Origin of the sequence: Klebsiella michiganensis, assembly GCF_015139575.1 — a bacterium.
GTDB lineage: Bacteria > Pseudomonadota > Gammaproteobacteria > Enterobacterales > Enterobacteriaceae > Klebsiella > Klebsiella michiganensis.
In genome coordinates this window covers 2120842-2137305 of record NZ_AP022547.1, presented here as the reverse complement: position 1 = coordinate 2137305, position 16464 = coordinate 2120842, and the positions used below count along the sequence as shown (strand labels likewise).

14 protein-coding genes and 2 tRNA genes are annotated in these 16464 nt (G+C 52.0%); 9 read left to right on the top strand and 7 right to left on the bottom strand.

All coding sequences use genetic code 11. The features are described 5' to 3' along the window. Nucleotides 1-448: 448 nt before the first annotated feature. Genes JLG71_RS10085 through JLG71_RS10075 form a run of 3 tightly spaced genes read left to right on the top strand, consistent with a single transcriptional unit; the run spans nt 449 to nt 3281 of the window. Nucleotides 449-838, top strand: coding sequence for a GtrA family protein (locus JLG71_RS10085; RefSeq protein WP_049082128.1), 390 nt, complete (start codon nt 449-451; stop codon nt 836-838). After that, nucleotides 835-1827 carry a glycosyltransferase family 2 protein gene (locus JLG71_RS10080; RefSeq protein WP_047723436.1) on the top strand — a complete coding sequence of 331 codons (993 nt, stop codon included), beginning with the start codon at nt 835-837 and terminating at the stop codon, nt 1825-1827. The genes JLG71_RS10085 and JLG71_RS10080 overlap by 4 nt, the downstream gene beginning before the upstream one ends. After that, entirely contained in the window at nt 1824-3281 is a 1458-nt protein-coding gene (locus JLG71_RS10075; protein ID WP_186006764.1) for a glucosyltransferase domain-containing protein, read from the top strand. The genes JLG71_RS10080 and JLG71_RS10075 overlap by 4 nt, the downstream gene beginning before the upstream one ends. A 441-nt stretch (nt 3282-3722) precedes the next feature. Here JLG71_RS10075 and JLG71_RS10070 read toward each other — a convergent pair. Continuing rightward, a tRNA-Ser gene (locus tag JLG71_RS10070) sits at nt 3723-3812 on the bottom strand. Nucleotides 3813-3902: 90 nt separating this feature from the next. On the opposite strand from JLG71_RS10070, the gene mtfA reads away from it, so the two are divergent. After that, nucleotides 3903-4703: a DgsA anti-repressor MtfA gene (gene mtfA / locus JLG71_RS10065; RefSeq protein ID WP_162557678.1), complete on the top strand. Its 801-nt coding sequence runs from the start codon at nt 3903-3905 to the stop codon at nt 4701-4703. A 100-nt stretch (nt 4704-4803) separates the two neighbouring features. After that, a tRNA-Asn gene (locus JLG71_RS10060) sits at nt 4804-4879 on the top strand. A 281-nt stretch (nt 4880-5160) separates the two neighbouring features. Here the strand turns inward: JLG71_RS10060 and JLG71_RS10055 are convergent. Genes JLG71_RS10055 through JLG71_RS10045 form a run of 3 tightly spaced genes read right to left on the bottom strand, consistent with a single transcriptional unit; the run spans nt 5161 to nt 8815 of the window. After that, nucleotides 5161-6372 carry an aminotransferase class I/II-fold pyridoxal phosphate-dependent enzyme gene (locus tag JLG71_RS10055; RefSeq protein ID WP_025106094.1) on the bottom strand — a complete coding sequence of 404 codons (1212 nt, stop codon included), beginning with the start codon at nt 6370-6372 and terminating at the stop codon, nt 5161-5163. A gap of 21 nt (nt 6373-6393) precedes the next feature. After that, nucleotides 6394-7725 (bottom strand): LLM class flavin-dependent oxidoreductase, encoded by a 1332-nt coding sequence (locus JLG71_RS10050; RefSeq protein ID WP_025106093.1) that lies wholly within the window; start codon nt 7723-7725, stop codon nt 6394-6396. 4 nt (nt 7726-7729) lie between these two features. Continuing rightward, nucleotides 7730-8815: an iron-containing alcohol dehydrogenase family protein gene (locus JLG71_RS10045; RefSeq protein ID WP_025106092.1), complete on the bottom strand. Its 1086-nt coding sequence runs from the start codon at nt 8813-8815 to the stop codon at nt 7730-7732. A gap of 366 nt (nt 8816-9181) precedes the next feature. On the opposite strand from JLG71_RS10045, the gene purB reads away from it, so the two are divergent. The 4 genes from purB (at nt 9182) to JLG71_RS10025 (ending at nt 13855) form a co-directional block, all read left to right on the top strand. Continuing rightward, on the top strand, nt 9182-10564 hold the full coding sequence (gene purB, locus JLG71_RS10040; RefSeq protein ID WP_200914184.1) for an adenylosuccinate lyase: 1383 nt from the start codon (nt 9182-9184) through the stop codon (nt 10562-10564). Next, the gene (locus JLG71_RS10035) at nt 10561-11097 is read left to right on the top strand and encodes a GNAT family N-acetyltransferase (RefSeq protein ID WP_025106090.1); all 537 of its coding nucleotides are present in this window, start codon (nt 10561-10563) and stop codon (nt 11095-11097) included. Before purB ends, JLG71_RS10035 begins: the two co-directional genes overlap by 4 nt. Further along, nucleotides 11098-12282, top strand: a complete 1185-nt coding sequence (locus tag JLG71_RS10030) for an amidohydrolase (protein WP_064405670.1) — start codon at nt 11098-11100, stop codon at nt 12280-12282. A 238-nt stretch (nt 12283-12520) separates the two neighbouring features. Continuing rightward, a complete protein-coding gene (locus JLG71_RS10025; protein ID WP_200914183.1) occupies nt 12521-13855 on the top strand; it encodes an MmgE/PrpD family protein in 1335 nt (444 codons plus the stop codon). A 2-nt stretch (nt 13856-13857) separates the two neighbouring features. Here JLG71_RS10025 and JLG71_RS10020 read toward each other — a convergent pair whose 3' ends face one another. The 3 genes from JLG71_RS10020 to JLG71_RS10010 are packed head-to-tail and all read right to left on the bottom strand — an operon-like array spanning nt 13858 to nt 16443. Next, nucleotides 13858-14619: an amino acid ABC transporter ATP-binding protein gene (locus JLG71_RS10020; protein WP_048260955.1), complete on the bottom strand. Its 762-nt coding sequence runs from the start codon at nt 14617-14619 to the stop codon at nt 13858-13860. Then, nucleotides 14612-15550 (bottom strand): amino acid ABC transporter permease, encoded by a 939-nt coding sequence (locus tag JLG71_RS10015; RefSeq protein ID WP_025106086.1) that lies wholly within the window; start codon nt 15548-15550, stop codon nt 14612-14614. The genes JLG71_RS10020 and JLG71_RS10015 overlap by 8 nt, the downstream gene beginning before the upstream one ends. Further along, nucleotides 15547-16443, bottom strand: coding sequence for an ABC transporter substrate-binding protein (locus tag JLG71_RS10010; RefSeq protein WP_025106085.1), 897 nt, complete (start codon nt 16441-16443; stop codon nt 15547-15549). The genes JLG71_RS10015 and JLG71_RS10010 overlap by 4 nt, the downstream gene beginning before the upstream one ends. Nucleotides 16444-16464: the final 21 nt, after the last annotated feature.

Genomic DNA, 16464 nt, shown 5'->3' with positions numbered 1-16464 from the left:
TTGGAAGAAAATTACGTCATCATGCAAATGATATAATTAACAATAAAAAACAAAAAACTCACAATATTTTCACTCCCCGCCCTCAGCCCTATCCGGGAGATTTAAACTGTTTTTTCTTCTTGAGCGCAGCAACGTCCGCGCATAAATACCGTAACAGTAGACAAGTTAATACCGCAGCTCTGCCTGATATGACCGCACCAGAGCTCACGCCTCCGATTGCTTTCCGGCTTTTATATCGCCGCCATTCGGCATTATCATATCCATACAAGCTCGGCCAGAGAAACGTAAAACAATACCCGACGAGGAATATGTCCACGGTAATAAAAACCCAGGTTGACACCGACCACGAGTTGGCGTCAAATACTTATATTCCAGGGGCTCATTGCTTATATCGACCGTGCATTCAGTCTCTTAACCGCCCCTTTGCAAAATTGATATAAATCAATAAATGATTAATTACACCTTGAAAAAAAATATATCCAGAGAAGCGGTCAGGTACATTATCGTTGGCCTGGCAAATACAGCCATTACGGCAGTTGTTATATTTGGCCTGATGCATGTCGGCGTGGGAGTCTACCTTTCAAATGCAACAGGTTATGTCGTTGGCATTATTTTCAGTTTTGTTATGAATGCGAAGTTCACTTTCTCAACGACATTAAGCCCCCTGAGATTTATCAAATTCCTGTCCACATGCGCTTTTTGTTACATTTTAAATTTAATAGCAATGAAAGTTTTTTTCATCGTCATACCTAATGCTATTTATACAGCGCAAGTTGTAGGCATGGTGATTTACACAACAGCTGGTTTTATTCTAAACAAATACTGGTCAATGAAATGAAAGAAATTAATATAAACCACACGAGGAGCAAAATACCTTCGTTAGCAATCGTTGTTCCTTGTTATAATGAAAAAGAGGCCTTTCCATACTGCCTGGAGGGGCTTACCACGGTATTACAAAACCTCCTCGAAAAAGAAAAAATCGCTCGAAATAGTTATATCCTCTTTGTCGATGATGGCAGTAAAGACAACACCTGGGAACAAATTAAATCCACATCACAGGAAAAGTCATTCGTCCGCGGTCTGAAATTATCAAGGAACCGGGGCCATCAGATCGCCCTGCTGGCGGGGTTAGCAAACGCGGATACGGACGTTACCGTAAGTATTGATGCAGACTTACAGGATGATATAGGTTGCATTGAGGAAATGATAGACAAATATAATGAAGGGTTTGAGATTGTTTATGGCGTACGCGACAACAGGAGTAGTGACTCAGTATTCAAAAGGGCAACAGCCAATAAATTCTATTCTCTGATGTCAGGGCTGGGTGTCAATCAGGTTCCTAACCATGCGGACTTCCGGCTTCTTAGCCGTACAGCGTTGACAGCATTAAAAGATTTTAAAGAACAAAATTTATATTTAAGGGGGCTAATTCCGCTGTTGGGTTATAAGTCCAGCAGCGTTTATTATAGCAGAGATGAAAGGGTTGCAGGCGAATCAAAATACCCCTTAAAAAAGATGGTAGCACTGGCGTTAGAAGGAATAACGTCTCTGACAATTACCCCATTACGTATGATCGCTGCCGCTGGGGTTGCCACATGCCTTCTATCTTCACTAGCTGCAATCTATGCCTTCATTGAGAAGCTCCTGGGAAATACCGTTGCGGGTTGGACATCGGTAATGATTGCGATTTTCTTCCTTGGCGGTGTCCAGATGCTTTCTTTGGGGATAATTGGCGAATACGTTGGGAAAATATATATGGAATCCAAAAATCGGCCCAAATATTTTATCGAAGAGGTAGCAAAACACGAAATGAGAGGCGAGCAATGAACACTGAGGACGAACGGATGACGTCTTACTCTAAAAAAATTATTGCAATGCTTTACCTCGCGGCAATTTTCTTAGTTTATAGCCCAACGATTATATTTAGTTACGCATTTTCAGATGACTGGTCGACACTTTCCGATGTTTTTTCAGGGAAAGGCTCTCCGTTTCAATGGGATATGCAATCCGGCAGACCCTTGTATGCCGTTGCCAGACGACTTGCCTTTACGCTAGTTCACAATATCGATGACCTTGCCTATCTTAGATTTTTTACCGTAATATCGGTATTTATGCTTTGCTTTTTCCTTTTTTCATTTATAGAAAAAAGAAACATATTCGAGCGTAAAATAACAACGATCGTATTCCCTTTATTAATATGCCTGACGCCCGCAGTACAGGTTTATAATTCCTGGGCGACATGTTTCCCTTTTGTACTCTCCATACTCCTTGCCGGAATAAGTTATGCGACATTAAAACCGATCAATAAGAAAACGACAATTATAAGATTTGCAGCATCCGTCATTATTTTATGGTTTGCATTTGCCATATATCAACCAACGGCGATGGCATTTTTATTTTTCGTCATGCTTGATAACTGTCTGAAAAAAGACAAACCCTTTTCCATCAACATTGTTTTAATCAGTGGCGCAGTTTTATTTATCGGCATGCTTGGCAGCCTGCTATTTTCAAAATTTGTACCTGTATGGTTATATGGCAGTTCAATTGCACGTGCCGAGTTAACTAATAATCCACTTGAGAAATTACGATGGTTTATAAAAGAACCGTTGATTAACGCTATCAACAACTTTAATATAACTCCAGGCACCTTTTTCACAACGCTCTCATTAATAATTTGCGCAATAGGTTTACTTTCAATAATAAAAGGCAAATCAGGCCCGATTAAGGTTCTTATGTTTATTATCATGGGGATTGGCGCCTACTCTCCAAACTTATTAGTCAAGGAAAACTGGGCTGCATATAGGTCACTGATAGCACTGGAATTCTTCACATGCGCTCTTATTATTATTGGGTTAGATGCCTTGACAAGCAAACTCAACATAGCAAAAAAAGCGCTACCCATATTGACGGTATTCGCGATGATCGCTGCATCATACAATATCTTTAATGGTTTCATTATCCCACAAAAATCGGAGTTAAACGCATTAGCCAGCGCGCTTTCCTACAAGGTGGGGAAAACATTTACAGGGGACGTTCTTTTTGACATCCAAGATCCTGCCTATAACGCCTTTACTAAAACACAACGTTATGACGAGTTTGGCAATATTTCCCTTGCGGCTCCCTGGGCTATCAAGGGGATGGCGGAGCAAATCTTAATTAGCAAGTCAATGCATTTCAGGCTTCCCGATAATGTTATTCTGACGGCAAAGGAGCAATGCGCCACTGATTGCATCATTATAAAAACGGGCGATGCGATGAGGAGTTCAACCTCCAACTACTGAAACTTTTCGCCACCACGCATACCGGTATATGATCCCGCGCCAGATCCGCGCGGGATAGTTTTTATCCCGGCAGCTCGGGCCTGGGTCATAAGTCTCTCTATCACCTCACAGCGCTCGACAGTCAACCATGCTTCCAGTGCTTTTCTGAGTTCGCTTTTTTTCATCCATCATCCCTTCTCTTGAGGATATCCTTACAGAATCCGAGTGTAGCAAGGGCAGTTAACTGCTTTGTTATCTGTGATACAAGACGGGCTAAGCTATTGTAAAGAGTGTGAGCTTGTGAACTAAAGAGGATAAAAGTGGATGCCCAGCAAGAGGCAACATGGTAAAAAAGACAGCGTTAGAGGCGAGAAAACAGAGCGATAGAAAGAAATTTCTATGCAGGGATTCATGCAGGGCAAAATCAAAAGCGCTTTGCGACTGGTTGATTTTGTTGAATAGTGGCGGAGAGAGGGGGATTTGAACCCCCGGTAGAGTTGCCCCTACTCCGGTTTTCGAGACCGGTCCGTTCAGCCGCTCCGGCATCTCTCCGCTGTTGAGGTTGCTATAATGCCAGGTTCTTTGGCATTTTAATAGTTCCTGTCTCTTTAATTCAGTTCAAGTGACGACTTTGCGAGCAATATGATGTTTAAATGGCCCTGGAAAGTAGATGAAGAGTCCGGCAACGCGGAAATCCCCTGGGAAAAGGCGCTTGCCATCCCTGTATTAGCCAACCTCTCCGACCATGAGCAGCAGCAGCTGGCGCAAATGGCATCCCGCTTTTTGCAACAGAAGCGTCTGGTTGCATTACAGGGGCTGGAGCTCACTCCCCTACAGAGCGCACGTATCGCGCTCCTGTTTTGCCTGCCGGTTCTCGAACTGGGCATCGAGTGGTTAGATGGTTTTCACGAAGTGCTTATCTACCCAGCCCCCTTCGTTGTCGACGACGAATGGGAAGATGATATCGGCCTGGTGCATAGCCAGCGAATCGTGCAATCAGGGCAAAGCTGGCAGCAAGGGCCCATTGTTCTAAACTGGCTGGACATTCAGGACTCCTTTGACGCTTCCGGTTTCAATCTGATTATTCATGAAGTGGCGCATAAGCTGGATACCCGCAATGGCGATCGCGCGAGCGGTGTGCCGTTTATCCCCCTGCGCGAGGTGGCAGGCTGGGAACACGATCTCCATGCTGCCATGAACAATATTCAGGATGAGATCGATCTGGTCGGTGAAAGCGCCGCCAGTATTGACGCCTACGCGGCCACCGATCCTGGCGAATGTTTCGCCGTGCTCTCTGAATACTTCTTTAGCGCGCCAGAGCTGTTCGCCCCGCGTTTTCCCGCGCTTTGGCAGCGTTTTTGCCTGTTCTATCGCCAGGATCCGCTGGAGAGATTACGTGAGAATACCCCACCGGATGGCGGCGATAGCCCGGCAGTACACTAAAACAACGACCTGCACTAAATTTAGCCATTTGAATCAGCAAGTTAAATTTAGGGTTGACACAAAAATCCGAGACCAGTAGTATTCGCCCCGTTCACACGATTCCTCTGTAGTTCAGTCGGTAGAACGGCGGACTGTTAATCCGTATGTCACTGGTTCGAGTCCAGTCAGAGGAGCCAAATTCTTGTTTTCATGCATCTTCACGAATCTTTATACGATTTAGATTCAACAGGTTAGCGTGAAAAGTCTTCCTGATGCATTTTCATTTTCCCCTCCGCATCGGGCAAGATTGGTAGTCTGATTTGGGGTCATTTCAGTTTGATTATGGAGTGACCACCCTATGCCACTGAACGACACTAAAATCCGCAGCTTAAAATCATCCGCTAAATCTTTCTAAGTTTCCGACTCTCGTGGCCTGTACCTTTTAGTCAATCCAGGCGGTTCAATAATTACGTTGAATTTACTGAGCGGTGCTGAGCTTCGCGCAAGCCGATGCAATACGCCGCCCGGCTTCAGCTACTGTAGCGTTATCGGTGGCAATCGATAAGCGGAAATAGGGCGACAAGCCGTATGCGCTGCCGCCAACGCCGGACACGCCGCTTTCCAGCAGATAATCCAGCACGTCAGCTTCGTTTTCGATTTTTGCCCCGTCAGGCCGGTAACGTCCGATTAATCCGGCGCAGCGGCAAAAGACAAAGAAACCGCCCTGCGGCACCCGCAACTCCAGCCCGTCAATATTCGCCAGAATGTCGGTTATCACATCGCGCCGTTGTTGATATGCCGCAACCTGTGGTGCAATAAAATCCAGCCCGCCGTTAAAGGCTGCAAGCGCAGCCGCCTGACTCACCGAACTGGCACCGGAACTGATTTGCGACTGCACCACGGTCATGGCGGTAATAAGCGCCTTCGGCCCGGCACCGAAACCAATCCGCCAGCCGGTCATCGCATAAGTTTTGGATACGCCGCCCACCAGCAGGCTACGCGCCTGAAAATCATCGGCCACGTTGAGCAGATTCTGATGTTCACAGCCATCAAACAGAATCTGCTCATATAAGTCATCGAGCATGACCAGCACCTGCGGATGCCCGCGCAGGACGGCGGCCAGCGCCTGTAATTCAGCGGTAGAATATACCGCACCGCTCGGGTTTCCCGGATGATTGAGTACCAGCCAGCGGGTACGCGATGTAGTGCTGGCAGCCAGTTGTTCCGGCGTCAGTTTGTAACCCTGCTCCAGATGGCATTCGATAAACACCGGCGTGCCGCCGTTAAACCGCACGCTGTCCGGAAATGTCGGCCAGTACGGCACCGGTACAATCACTTCATCGCCATCATTAAGCGTGGCGGCAAAGGCATTGAAAATGACCTGCTTGGCACCGTTGGCAATAATGATGTCTGCAACAGCGAATTCCAGCCGGTTTTCCCGCTGTAATTTCTGCTGCACCGCCTCACGCAACGCCGGAATCCCCGGCGTCGGCGTGTATTTTGTTTCGCCACGCGCAATCGCCTCGTATGCTGCCTGTTTGATGTGATCGGGTGTATCAAAATCCGGTTCGCCAGTGGTGAGATCCAAAATATCCACCCCGGCTCTTTTCAGTTCATTGGTGCGCTGTTTCGCCGCCGCATTGGCGGAAAGTGACACGCGCTGAACGCGGTCTGACAAAGAAATCGTCATCGTAATTTTCCAACGCTAAAGTTAAGTCTGAGGGTTAAAGTCAGGCTCAGGCAGACCGAGGTTTTCACGCAGCGTGCTGAATTCGTATTCTTCACGGAACAACCCACGGCGACGTAATTCGGGGATCACCAGCTCAACAAACAGCGAAAGCTGTTCCGGCATCACTGCAGGCATGATGTTGAAACCGTCTGCTCCGCCTTCTTCCAGCCAGTGCTGGAAATCATCGGCGATATCTTCCGCCGTACCGACCAGCACGCGATGCCCACGCGAACCGGCAGCAATTGCGGCCAGTTCACGTAAGGTCAGATTTTCGCGATATGCCAGATCGGTCAGCAGTTTCACACGGCTCTGATTACCTTCACCGGCAGGCACATCCGGCACCGGCCCGTCGAGCGGAAACACGCTCAGATCCATATTAAAGCGAGTGGACAGCTGGCGGATGCCGTTATCAATATCCACCAGCGAATTCAGTTCGTGCCAGGTTTCGCGCGCCTCTTCCCGCGTGCGGCCGACAATGGGCATTACACCCGGCAAAATCAGCATATGCTCCGGATTACGTCCGGCCTCTTTCACCTGCTGTTTCTGCGCACGGTAAAATGTTTGCGCTTCTTCCAGCGTTGCGGCAGCGGTAAACACGACTTCGGCGGTGGCCGCTGCCAGTTTCTGGCCGTCAGCGGAAGAACCCGCTTCGATAATTACCGGACGCCCCTGCGGCGAACGGGTAATATTCAGCGGCCCCTGTACCTGAAAATACTTGCCCTGATGGTTCACCGGATTGATTTTCTCATTGACGAAATACTGACCGCTGGCATTGTCCGGCTGTACCGCCCCTTCCTGCCAGCCTTCCCACAGTTTGAACGTCACCTCGAGAAACTCATGCGCCACGGCGTAACGTTCGGCATGCGCGGGCATATCGTCACGGCTGAAATTACGCGCCACGTCCGTTGAAAACGACGTCACCACGTTCCACGCCGCCCGGCCGTGGCTGATGTGATCGAGAGAAGAAAAGCTGCGTGCCAGATTAAACGGATCGCTGAATGTCGTTGAAGCCGTGGCGGCCAGCCCGATATGGCGGGTTTGTACCGCCAGCGCCGACAGCAAGGTCAGCGGTTCAAGCCGCGCCATGGTGGACGGTAAACGGTAGACGCTGGTCGCCAGGGCATCGCCGATGAAGAACATATCGAATTTACCCTCTTCGGCTTTTCTGGCGATCCACGTCAGCCAGTCGATATCGGTCGGCGAACCGAGGTTTTCAGTTAAGCGCCAGCCACTGACGTGATGCCCGAGCGGCTGCACAAACAGACCAAGACGCAATTTACGCGTGTTTTCTGAAGAAGATGAAGAAGAGGTCATGGCGTTATCCCTGAGAATAATGATGAACTTCAGTTGCCCGCAGGGCTTTTTCGATATTTTCCGCTGCCACTGAGAACGGCAAACGGTCGGCATTTTCGGTGGAGAATTTCACTTCGCGGGCAATGGCCGCGATGATCGTGTCCCGGTCGCCATTCAGTGGCGGCAGTGCCAGCGGCGCGCCATATTCACGCAACAACCCCAGCAACTGCAGCTCCGGCTGGCCGTTATAGCTTTCCATCAGCGACTGCACCAGCAACCCGAAACCCACTTTCTCGCCGTGCAGCCAGTCATGCAATTCCGGCTGATGGGTGAAACGGTTGTGGATCGCGTGCGCCACGCCCGGCGCGGGGGTTTCATCGCGCATGCTGTTAGCCATACCTGCCACCGCGATATTAGCGTCGATAACTTTCATCAGCGCCGGCGTGACTTCATGACGGGCGTTGTCTTTCACCGCCTGAGCGCCATATTGTTCAAAGACGTCCACCGCCAGTTGTGCGGCCTGCACTTTCAGGTTCAGCGCCAGACTGTCGTCGCTTTTCTGTTTATACGGGCGGAATTCGTACCATTTAGCCAGCGCATCCACAATGCCTGCTTTGAGATAACGCACATCGTTTTGCGCAATCACATTCGTGTCGACCAGCAGCATAAGTGGCATACGCGACAATGGCTGGCTGCGCACATGCCCGCCGTGCTCATTATAAATGATGCTGACCGGCGACCAGGCGGCGCAGGTCGCGGCAACTGTCGGTATTGTCACCAGCCCGACGTCGGTCAGCAGGTTCGCCACCGCTTTGGCACAATCAAGCACCCGCCCACCGCCAATGCCCAGCACCAGCGTGGCGTTTTGTTCCCGCACGCTGACCAGATGTTTTTCGATAACCGCATCGGTGCATTCCGTGGTGAGAAAATTGACCTGCCAGCGAATACCGGCTGCCTTCAGGCTGGTTTCCAGTTGCGGATTCACCGCCCGCCACGCTTTCGGGCTGGTGATGATCGCGATATCGGAGGAATGAACGGCAAGCAGCTCACCGGTACGTGAAAGCAGGCCGGGCTGATGATGATAGGTCTGCGGTGATTTTATGGCGAACACATCGATGCCCTGTATTTGTCGTCTGGTTAAAGAGAAACTGCCCGTAATTAAACAGGAATTTGATATGGGATATATTCAAGTGTTATTAAAAACATCCTACGAGAATTGAAAAAATTAACAAAGTGCTAAGTGGGGATCCTTATTAACTTATTCTCAATAGCATAGATTGATTTTTGCTATAGTCGATAAACCCCTTGCATGCTGTGCTGGATCAAAGAAATGATAGTGTCAGGCAGGGCTAATTTAACGCAATGAAAACAGACGCATCTGGCATCTTCCTATACCTGATACGCTATTTCGATGATTTGTTTTTAATTACGGCCTTAAAAACAACGTTAATTAACCCTTATATAAGAAGAGAGTATTATGTCCTCACATCCGATAGATTTTCTTTTACTTGGTAACAATTTTGGCACACCAGAAATGCGGGAAATCTGGTCAGAGCAAAATCGCCTGACACAGCAAATAAATGTCGAAGTTGCGCTGGCATTAGCCGAAGGTGAACTGGGTGTAATCCCGCAACAGGCCGCGCTGACCATTGCGGAGCTGGCCGATGCCGGCAAGCTGAATATTGAGGATATCGCCGCTTCTGGCTCGCAGATGAAGCATTCCCTGATGCCGGTGCTCAGCGCACTACAACAGCAATGTGGTGACGCAGGGGAATACATTCATTACGGCGCGACCACGCAGGATATCGTCGATACCGCCACCGTTTTACAGCTGGCGCAAACCCTGAAAGCCATCGTCCGTGACAGTACCGCCGTGGCGAATGTGCTGAAATCTCTGGCGTGCAAGCATCAGTACACGCTGATGGCTGGCCGCACCCACGGCATGCAGGCGCTGCCGACCACATTTGGTTTTAAAGTCGCCGTCTGGCTGGATGAATTTATCCGCCATCTCGACCGCCTGGACGCCATCACGCCGCGCCTGCTGACCGGCAATATCAGCGGAGCGATCAGTACCTACGCCGCACTGGGCGAAGCGGGTCCGGAAGTTGAACGCCGCACACTGGCGCGCCTGAACCTTAATACGCCGAATATCGGCTGGCAGGCCGCGCGTGACCGCTTTTCTGAATACGCCTCGGTGGCGGTGCTGATCAGCGGCACGCTGGGCAAAATTGGCAACGAACTTTACAACCTGATGCGCACCGAAATTAATGAAATCGAAGAACCATTCAGCAGTGGAAAAATCGGCTCCACCACCATGCCGCACAAACGCAATCCTGCAGCCCTCGAAGGTCTCGCCAGCCTGACCCAACCGTTGTTGCACAGCGCATCTCTGATTTATCAGTCAATGCACGTGGAGCATGAACGTGATGCGATGAGCTGGCGCGCCGAGTGGATCACACTGCCGGAAATCTCGATTTATCTCTCTGCCCAGCTGCAAAATGCCCAAGCGATTCTCTCCGGCCTGACGGTCAATAAAGCCCGTATGCTGGCGAATTTACAGATGCAGGACGGCCTGCTGCTGTCCGAAAAAGTGATGTTTGAGGTCGGTAAAAAACTCGGCAAACAAACTGCACATCATCTGGTGTATGACTGTGCCATGCAGGCGTTTGAAAAACGGCAATCATTTAAAACTGTTCTGCTTGCGCATCCGGTGCTGGCAGCCAGTATTACTGAACAGGATCTTGACTACTGGTTAGATCCGGCTCATTACACCGGCTGCGCCGCGCAAAAAGTCGATGACGTCATCCGTTTTGCCGTGCAGTCCGGTCATCTGAGTTCTCCTGAGGAGCACGGGTTATGACGCACCATTTCAGGCGTCTGACGCTGGATGATAAACACGATTATCTGGCGCTGATGCTGGCCGCCTACGCGCCGATTAAAGCGCTCGGGATTCAGTTTGATGCTGCCACCGCCGATCTGGCACGCGTGACGCAACATCTCGACGATCATGCGGTGTTTGCGCTGTTTGATGACCATCGAATGGTCGCTTCTGTCACCCTGCGTTTCCCGTGGGGCGCAATGCCTGGGCCGATGGGCCTGCCGCATATTGGCTGGTTCGGCACGCATCCGGACTACACCGGTCAGAGCCTCGGCAAAAAACTGCTGGGCTGGCTGGAAAACAACATTCTGATCCGCGAACTGAAAGCCCCGGCTTACTCCCTCGGCACCGCCACCAGCCATCCGTGGCTGCGCGACATGTACCTGAAACTGGGTTTTCAACCGGTCTTCGAAAGAGACCTCGGCAAAGGGCATATCACGCTGTACCTGAAAAAAATTCTCGATGAAAAAAGCCACACCCGCTGGCTGGAACGTCAGCCACCTACAGGAGTTTAAATGTCAGATATCACGCAAAACCATCAGCCTGTGGCGGCGTTCATTCAGGATTTCCGCCACCACATGCACCGCTATCCGGAACTGTCCAACGAAGAAGTTAACACCACCGCCAGCATCCGGGAGGCACTGGAGAAGTATCAAATCCGCGTGTTGGATTTGCCGCTCAAAACCGGTCTGGTAGCAGAAATTGGCGGCATCAATCCCGGTGAACTGGTGGTGCTACGTTCTGATATCGATGCTCTGCCAATTGAAGAACAATCCGGCGTGGATTACACCTCGCAAAATCCCGGTGTGATGCACGCCTGCGGCCACGATTTCCACACCTCGGCGGCGCTCGGCGCGGCGATTTTGCTGAAAGCGCAGGAAGAGTCGCTTTCCGGCACGGTGCGCATACTGTTTCAGGCGGCGGAAGAAACCGGTCACGGAGCCCCGGCGCTGATTGATACCGGCGCGCTCGATAACGCCGCCGTCATTTTCGGCATTCATAACGATCCCTCTTTGCCGGTCGGCGTTATCGGCAGCAAAGACGGCGCATTAACAGCGGGCGTGGATCGCTTTGCGATCGCCATTTCCGGTACCGGCAGCCACGCGGCACGTCCGCACGAAGGCAACGACCCGATTATTATCGCCGGACAGGTGATTTCCGCACTGCAAACCCTGATCGCCCGCAACGTGCCGTCCGCACACAACGCGGTGATATCCATCACTCAGGTTCACAGTGGCAGTACCTGGAACGTAATCCCGGATTCCGCCTGGCTGGAAGGCACTGTCCGCACCTTTAATCAGGATACACGAGAACTGATCGAGCGCCGTTTCCGGCAGGTTCTCGCAGGCATCGCTGCGGCATTTGATACCGACATCAGCCTGGACTGGCAGCCAGGCCCGCCGTCAGTGGTCAATACGGCTAAGTGGGTGGATTTCGCGCTGGCGCGAGGCGAAGGCTCCGGCTTCGAAGCCCGTCGCGTTGAAGCCAGCCCGATTGGCGAAGACTTCGCGTTCTATCAGCAAAAATTACCCGGCGCGTTCATCATGATCGGCTCCGGTGGTCCTTACGCGCTGCATCATCCGCAATTTCGCGTTGACGATCGCGCCCTGTTTCCGACTGCACATTACCTGTCGCAACTGGCGGTACAGGCACTGCAAACGCTGAGTGCGGAAATTCTCAGCAAAGAAAAAAAAGATTGAATAAGCAGAGACATTTTTCGGCGCAATGACTTCGTCAGCAAGCCATGATCATTTTTACCGGGTGGGGAATGCCCAATATCGGGCATTTCTTTCTGGCGCTGGATACGGCCGCGTTTGGTGATCCCGATGTGTTTAGTTTCAGACGCCCTTCTGGCGCAATTGCATGCTCTTTGCGAGCGTGAACATTTCGTTGATTTATTATCTCCGGTCATTCGGGCCTGAAGCGGGAAATACACCTATGACATTAACGCAGTCGCTGGCGAAACTTATCGTCAGTTCATCCCCTACTCCAGCCGCTCATGAGGCAGCCCGCGAAGGGTTACTGGATTTTCTGGCGGTTACCCTGCCGGTTTTACGCGGCGATTTACCCGATGCAGGGCTAAACAGTTTGCATCAGGTTTACCGCGCTGGCGATCGGGCCACCCACGCGTTACTGCTCGGATATGCCGGTCACGCGCTGGATTTTGATGATTTCCATCCCGACTTTCGCGGCCATCCCGGCGTGGTGATTTTGCCCGCGCTGTTGGCGCTGGCCTCACAACGGCCAGACATCAGCGGCGGGCAGTTTCTCGATGCGTACGTGACCGGCGTGGAAATGGCCGGACGCCTCGGGCTGGCCGCCGGTTCTCAGCATTACAAACTCGGTTTTCACAATACCGCCACGCTCGGCACGATTGCGGCCTCCGCTGCCTGTGCGCGGCTGGTGGATGCCACTGAACGGCAAACGGCGTTGATTCTGGGTTTAGCGGCGACGCAGTCCGCAGGGTTACGTGCGCAGTTCGGTAGTGACGTCAAACCGCTGCACGCCGGGCTGGCGGCGCCGACCGCCGTCATTGCCACACAGCTGACGCTGGCAGGCTTTCACGGCCAGGCAGACAACGTGCTTGACAGCTTTTTATCGGCTTACTGCGCCGGTCAGCAACAGCCGGAAAAACTCATTTCAGACTGGGGCGCGCCGTGGCGGATTGTCTCGCCCGGTCTGGAATTCAAACCCTATCCGACCTGCGGTGGCACGCACAGCGCTGCCGATGCCGCGCGGACTATTCGTTATGACTGGCTGCAAACCGGTCAAGGCACAGATGCACTGATCGGCGCCATCGAACGGATAGAGGTGTCTTTCCCGCCGGGCGGTGATATTGCGGCGTCGGTACGAAAACCGGCAACCGGCGTTGAAGCGCGGTTCAGCCTGGAATACGTGATTGCAGCCTGTCTGCTGCGCGGAGACTTACGCTTAGAGGATTTCACCCCGCAAGCGGTGGAAGCCGACATTGCCGCACTGGCAGAGCGTGTCTCGCGTTGCCCGGATTTCTCCGCACCGCCGGACGAGCTGAACCCCGCTGCGCGTTTTCATCAGGTGACGGTATTCCTGCGCGACGGCACTCTGCTGCAACGGCGTTTCACCCGTCAGCAAAGTCTGGCGATCCCGTTTGATTTGCCGGCGAAACTGCGCACCTGTTTGCCGGATTTCACTGACGCACAGCGGACAGAAATCGTGGCACTGAGCAGGCTGGAAAGCCGCGACAGTCTGCCACGGCTTGCAGAGATGTTGTTTGGGAAACGGGTTAAGGAATAACGTTATAAAACAGTCGACAGAAAATGGCGGACACGGACGTTCTCCGTTTCATCCAGCACGCTTTTCGTCGGCCCTGACGCCACAATTTTTCCGCCCTCCATAAAAATGACATTATCCGCCACTTCACGTGCAAAGCCGATTTCGTGGGTGACGATCACCATCGTTATCCCTGAATGCGCCAGCTTTTTGATCACCTGCAACACTTCGCCCACCAGTTCGGGATCCAGCGCGGAGGTCGGTTCATCGAATAACATCACTTCCGGGTCCATCGCCAGCGCACGGGCAATTGCCACGCGTTGTTGCTGGCCACCGGAAAGCTGCTGAGGCCAGTCATCTTCGCGGTTGTCTAAGCCGACCTGCCGGAGCAACGCGCGGGCTTTACTGACTACCTGCTGACGGTTTTGCTTCTTCACCCGCAGCGGTGCATCGATAATATTTTGCAAAACCGTACGGTGCGGAAACAGGTTAAATTGCTGAAACACCATGCCGGTACGGCTGCGCTGTGCGGCAATTTTGCGGCTGCTCAGTTCATACAGCGCGGAACCTTTCTGCTGATAACCGACCAGTTCACCTCCGATACGGATTGTGCCGCCATCGAGTTTTTCAAGATGATTGATACAGCGCAGCAAGGTGGATTTCCCTGAACCAGAAGGCCCGAGGATCACCGTGACCGAACCGGCCGGAATATCGAGGCTGATTTCATCCAGTATGGTATTACCGGAGAAACGCTTGGTGACTTTGCGAAATTCAATGGCCTCACCCATGGCTGGTTTCTCCTGCGCTGAGACTGACGGTGCTGACCGTGCGGGCTGCGCCGGTTTTCGTGACTTTACGTTTTACCTTCCTGTGGCTGCTGCGGCTGAAATGTCGTTCGACGTAATACTGAATCACCGACAGCAACGACGTCAGCAACAGGTACCATAATGTGGCGACCAGCAGCAGCGGGATCACTTCATAGGTGCGCTGATAAATAATCTGCGCCGAGAACAGCACATCCTGTAATGAAATCACCGAAACGACCGCGGTGGTTTTCAGCTGACCGATCACTTCATTCCCCGCAGGAGGCAGAATAGCCCGCATCGCCTGCGGCAAAATGGTGTGGCGGAATATCTGTGACGGGCGGTAACCCAGGGCGCGTGCCGCCTCGACTTGCCCGGTGCCGACGCTCTGAATACCGGCGCGGATAATCTCTGCGGCATAGGCAGACTGATGCATGACTAATGCAATCACGGCGGCGCTGAACGGGCTAATCAGTGAGTTCGCGGAAGCGCTCCAGATTTCACCTGCCCACGGCAGCGAAATCGAAATATTCGGGTAAAGCGCGGCAATGTTGTACCAGAGAAACAACTGGACCAGCATCGGCACCCCCCGGAAAAACCAGGTATAACCCCAGCTGACAGCGACCAGCACCGGATTGGATGACAGGCGCATCAGCGCAAGAACCGTGCCGCCTGCAAAACCAAAAACCACGGAAATTGCGGTCAACTGCAACGTCATCAGTACGCCCTGAATGATTGACGGACCGGTAAAGTTTTCGGCGATTACCGACCATTCAAAACGCGGATTGCTGAGCATGGAGTTCCCCATAGCCAGCAATATCAGCAATACGATCAGGGCGCTTATCCAGCGCCCGATATATTTTTTACCGACGATCCGTAGTTCTTCCGCCTGCTGATCGTGTGTTTCACTGCTCATCCGAAAATCTCTTCATTACGTTTTGACTCTTTGACTGCGCCAAAACCGATGGACCATTTATCGAGGATCTGCTGGTAAGTGCCGTCTTTGATCAGCGAGTTCAGGGATGCCTGCACCGCCTCTTCCAGCCCCGACTGTTTAGGGAACGCCACAGATACAGGCGCATCATCCACATGAATGGTGCCGGTCAGCGTCAGCGGTTTGACCTGACTAACCTGATACGTCAGACCTTCATACGGGCCGAAGAACATCGGTACCCGACCGCTGACCACGGCCTGTACGCCTGAAGGGCGATCCGGGAATACGGCAATCTTGATCGGGGGTTTACCGGCATCAGTACAAATTTTGCTGGCCGCTTCAAGGCGCCCGATCTGCGTAGTACCCGCTCCTGCGCCCACTTCCTGCCCGCACACGGCGTCAAAAGAGGTAAATGGCGCAATGTTTGCGTCTTTACGCGAGATCACCCCCAGGCGCGACGCATCGTAATAACTGACGAAATCGACCTGCTCGAGACGTTTTTTGGTGGCATTGATATTGGATAGCGCGACGTCATAGCGACCGGATTTCAGCCCCGGAATGATGTTGTCGAAACCGCCGGTATCCTGCCAGCGCACTTCCACACCGAGCCTTGCCGCCACGGCATTCATCACATCAATCTCACGCCCGGCGAGCGTTTTATTGTCTTCCTGGAAAAAAGTGGTTGGCGGAGTATTCGGATTAGTACCTGCAACAATATATCCGCGTTTGGCGATGTCCGCCGGAAGCTTACTTTTCAGCGCATCATCAGCGGTGACATGAAAGGTGGTCGAAGACGGAACAACCTGCTCCGCAGCCCATGCAGAAGAGAGATTTCCGGCAATCAGCAAAGGGAGCAGTAATTTAGATAACGTCATAAAGAAGCCTTTTCCTGGTTA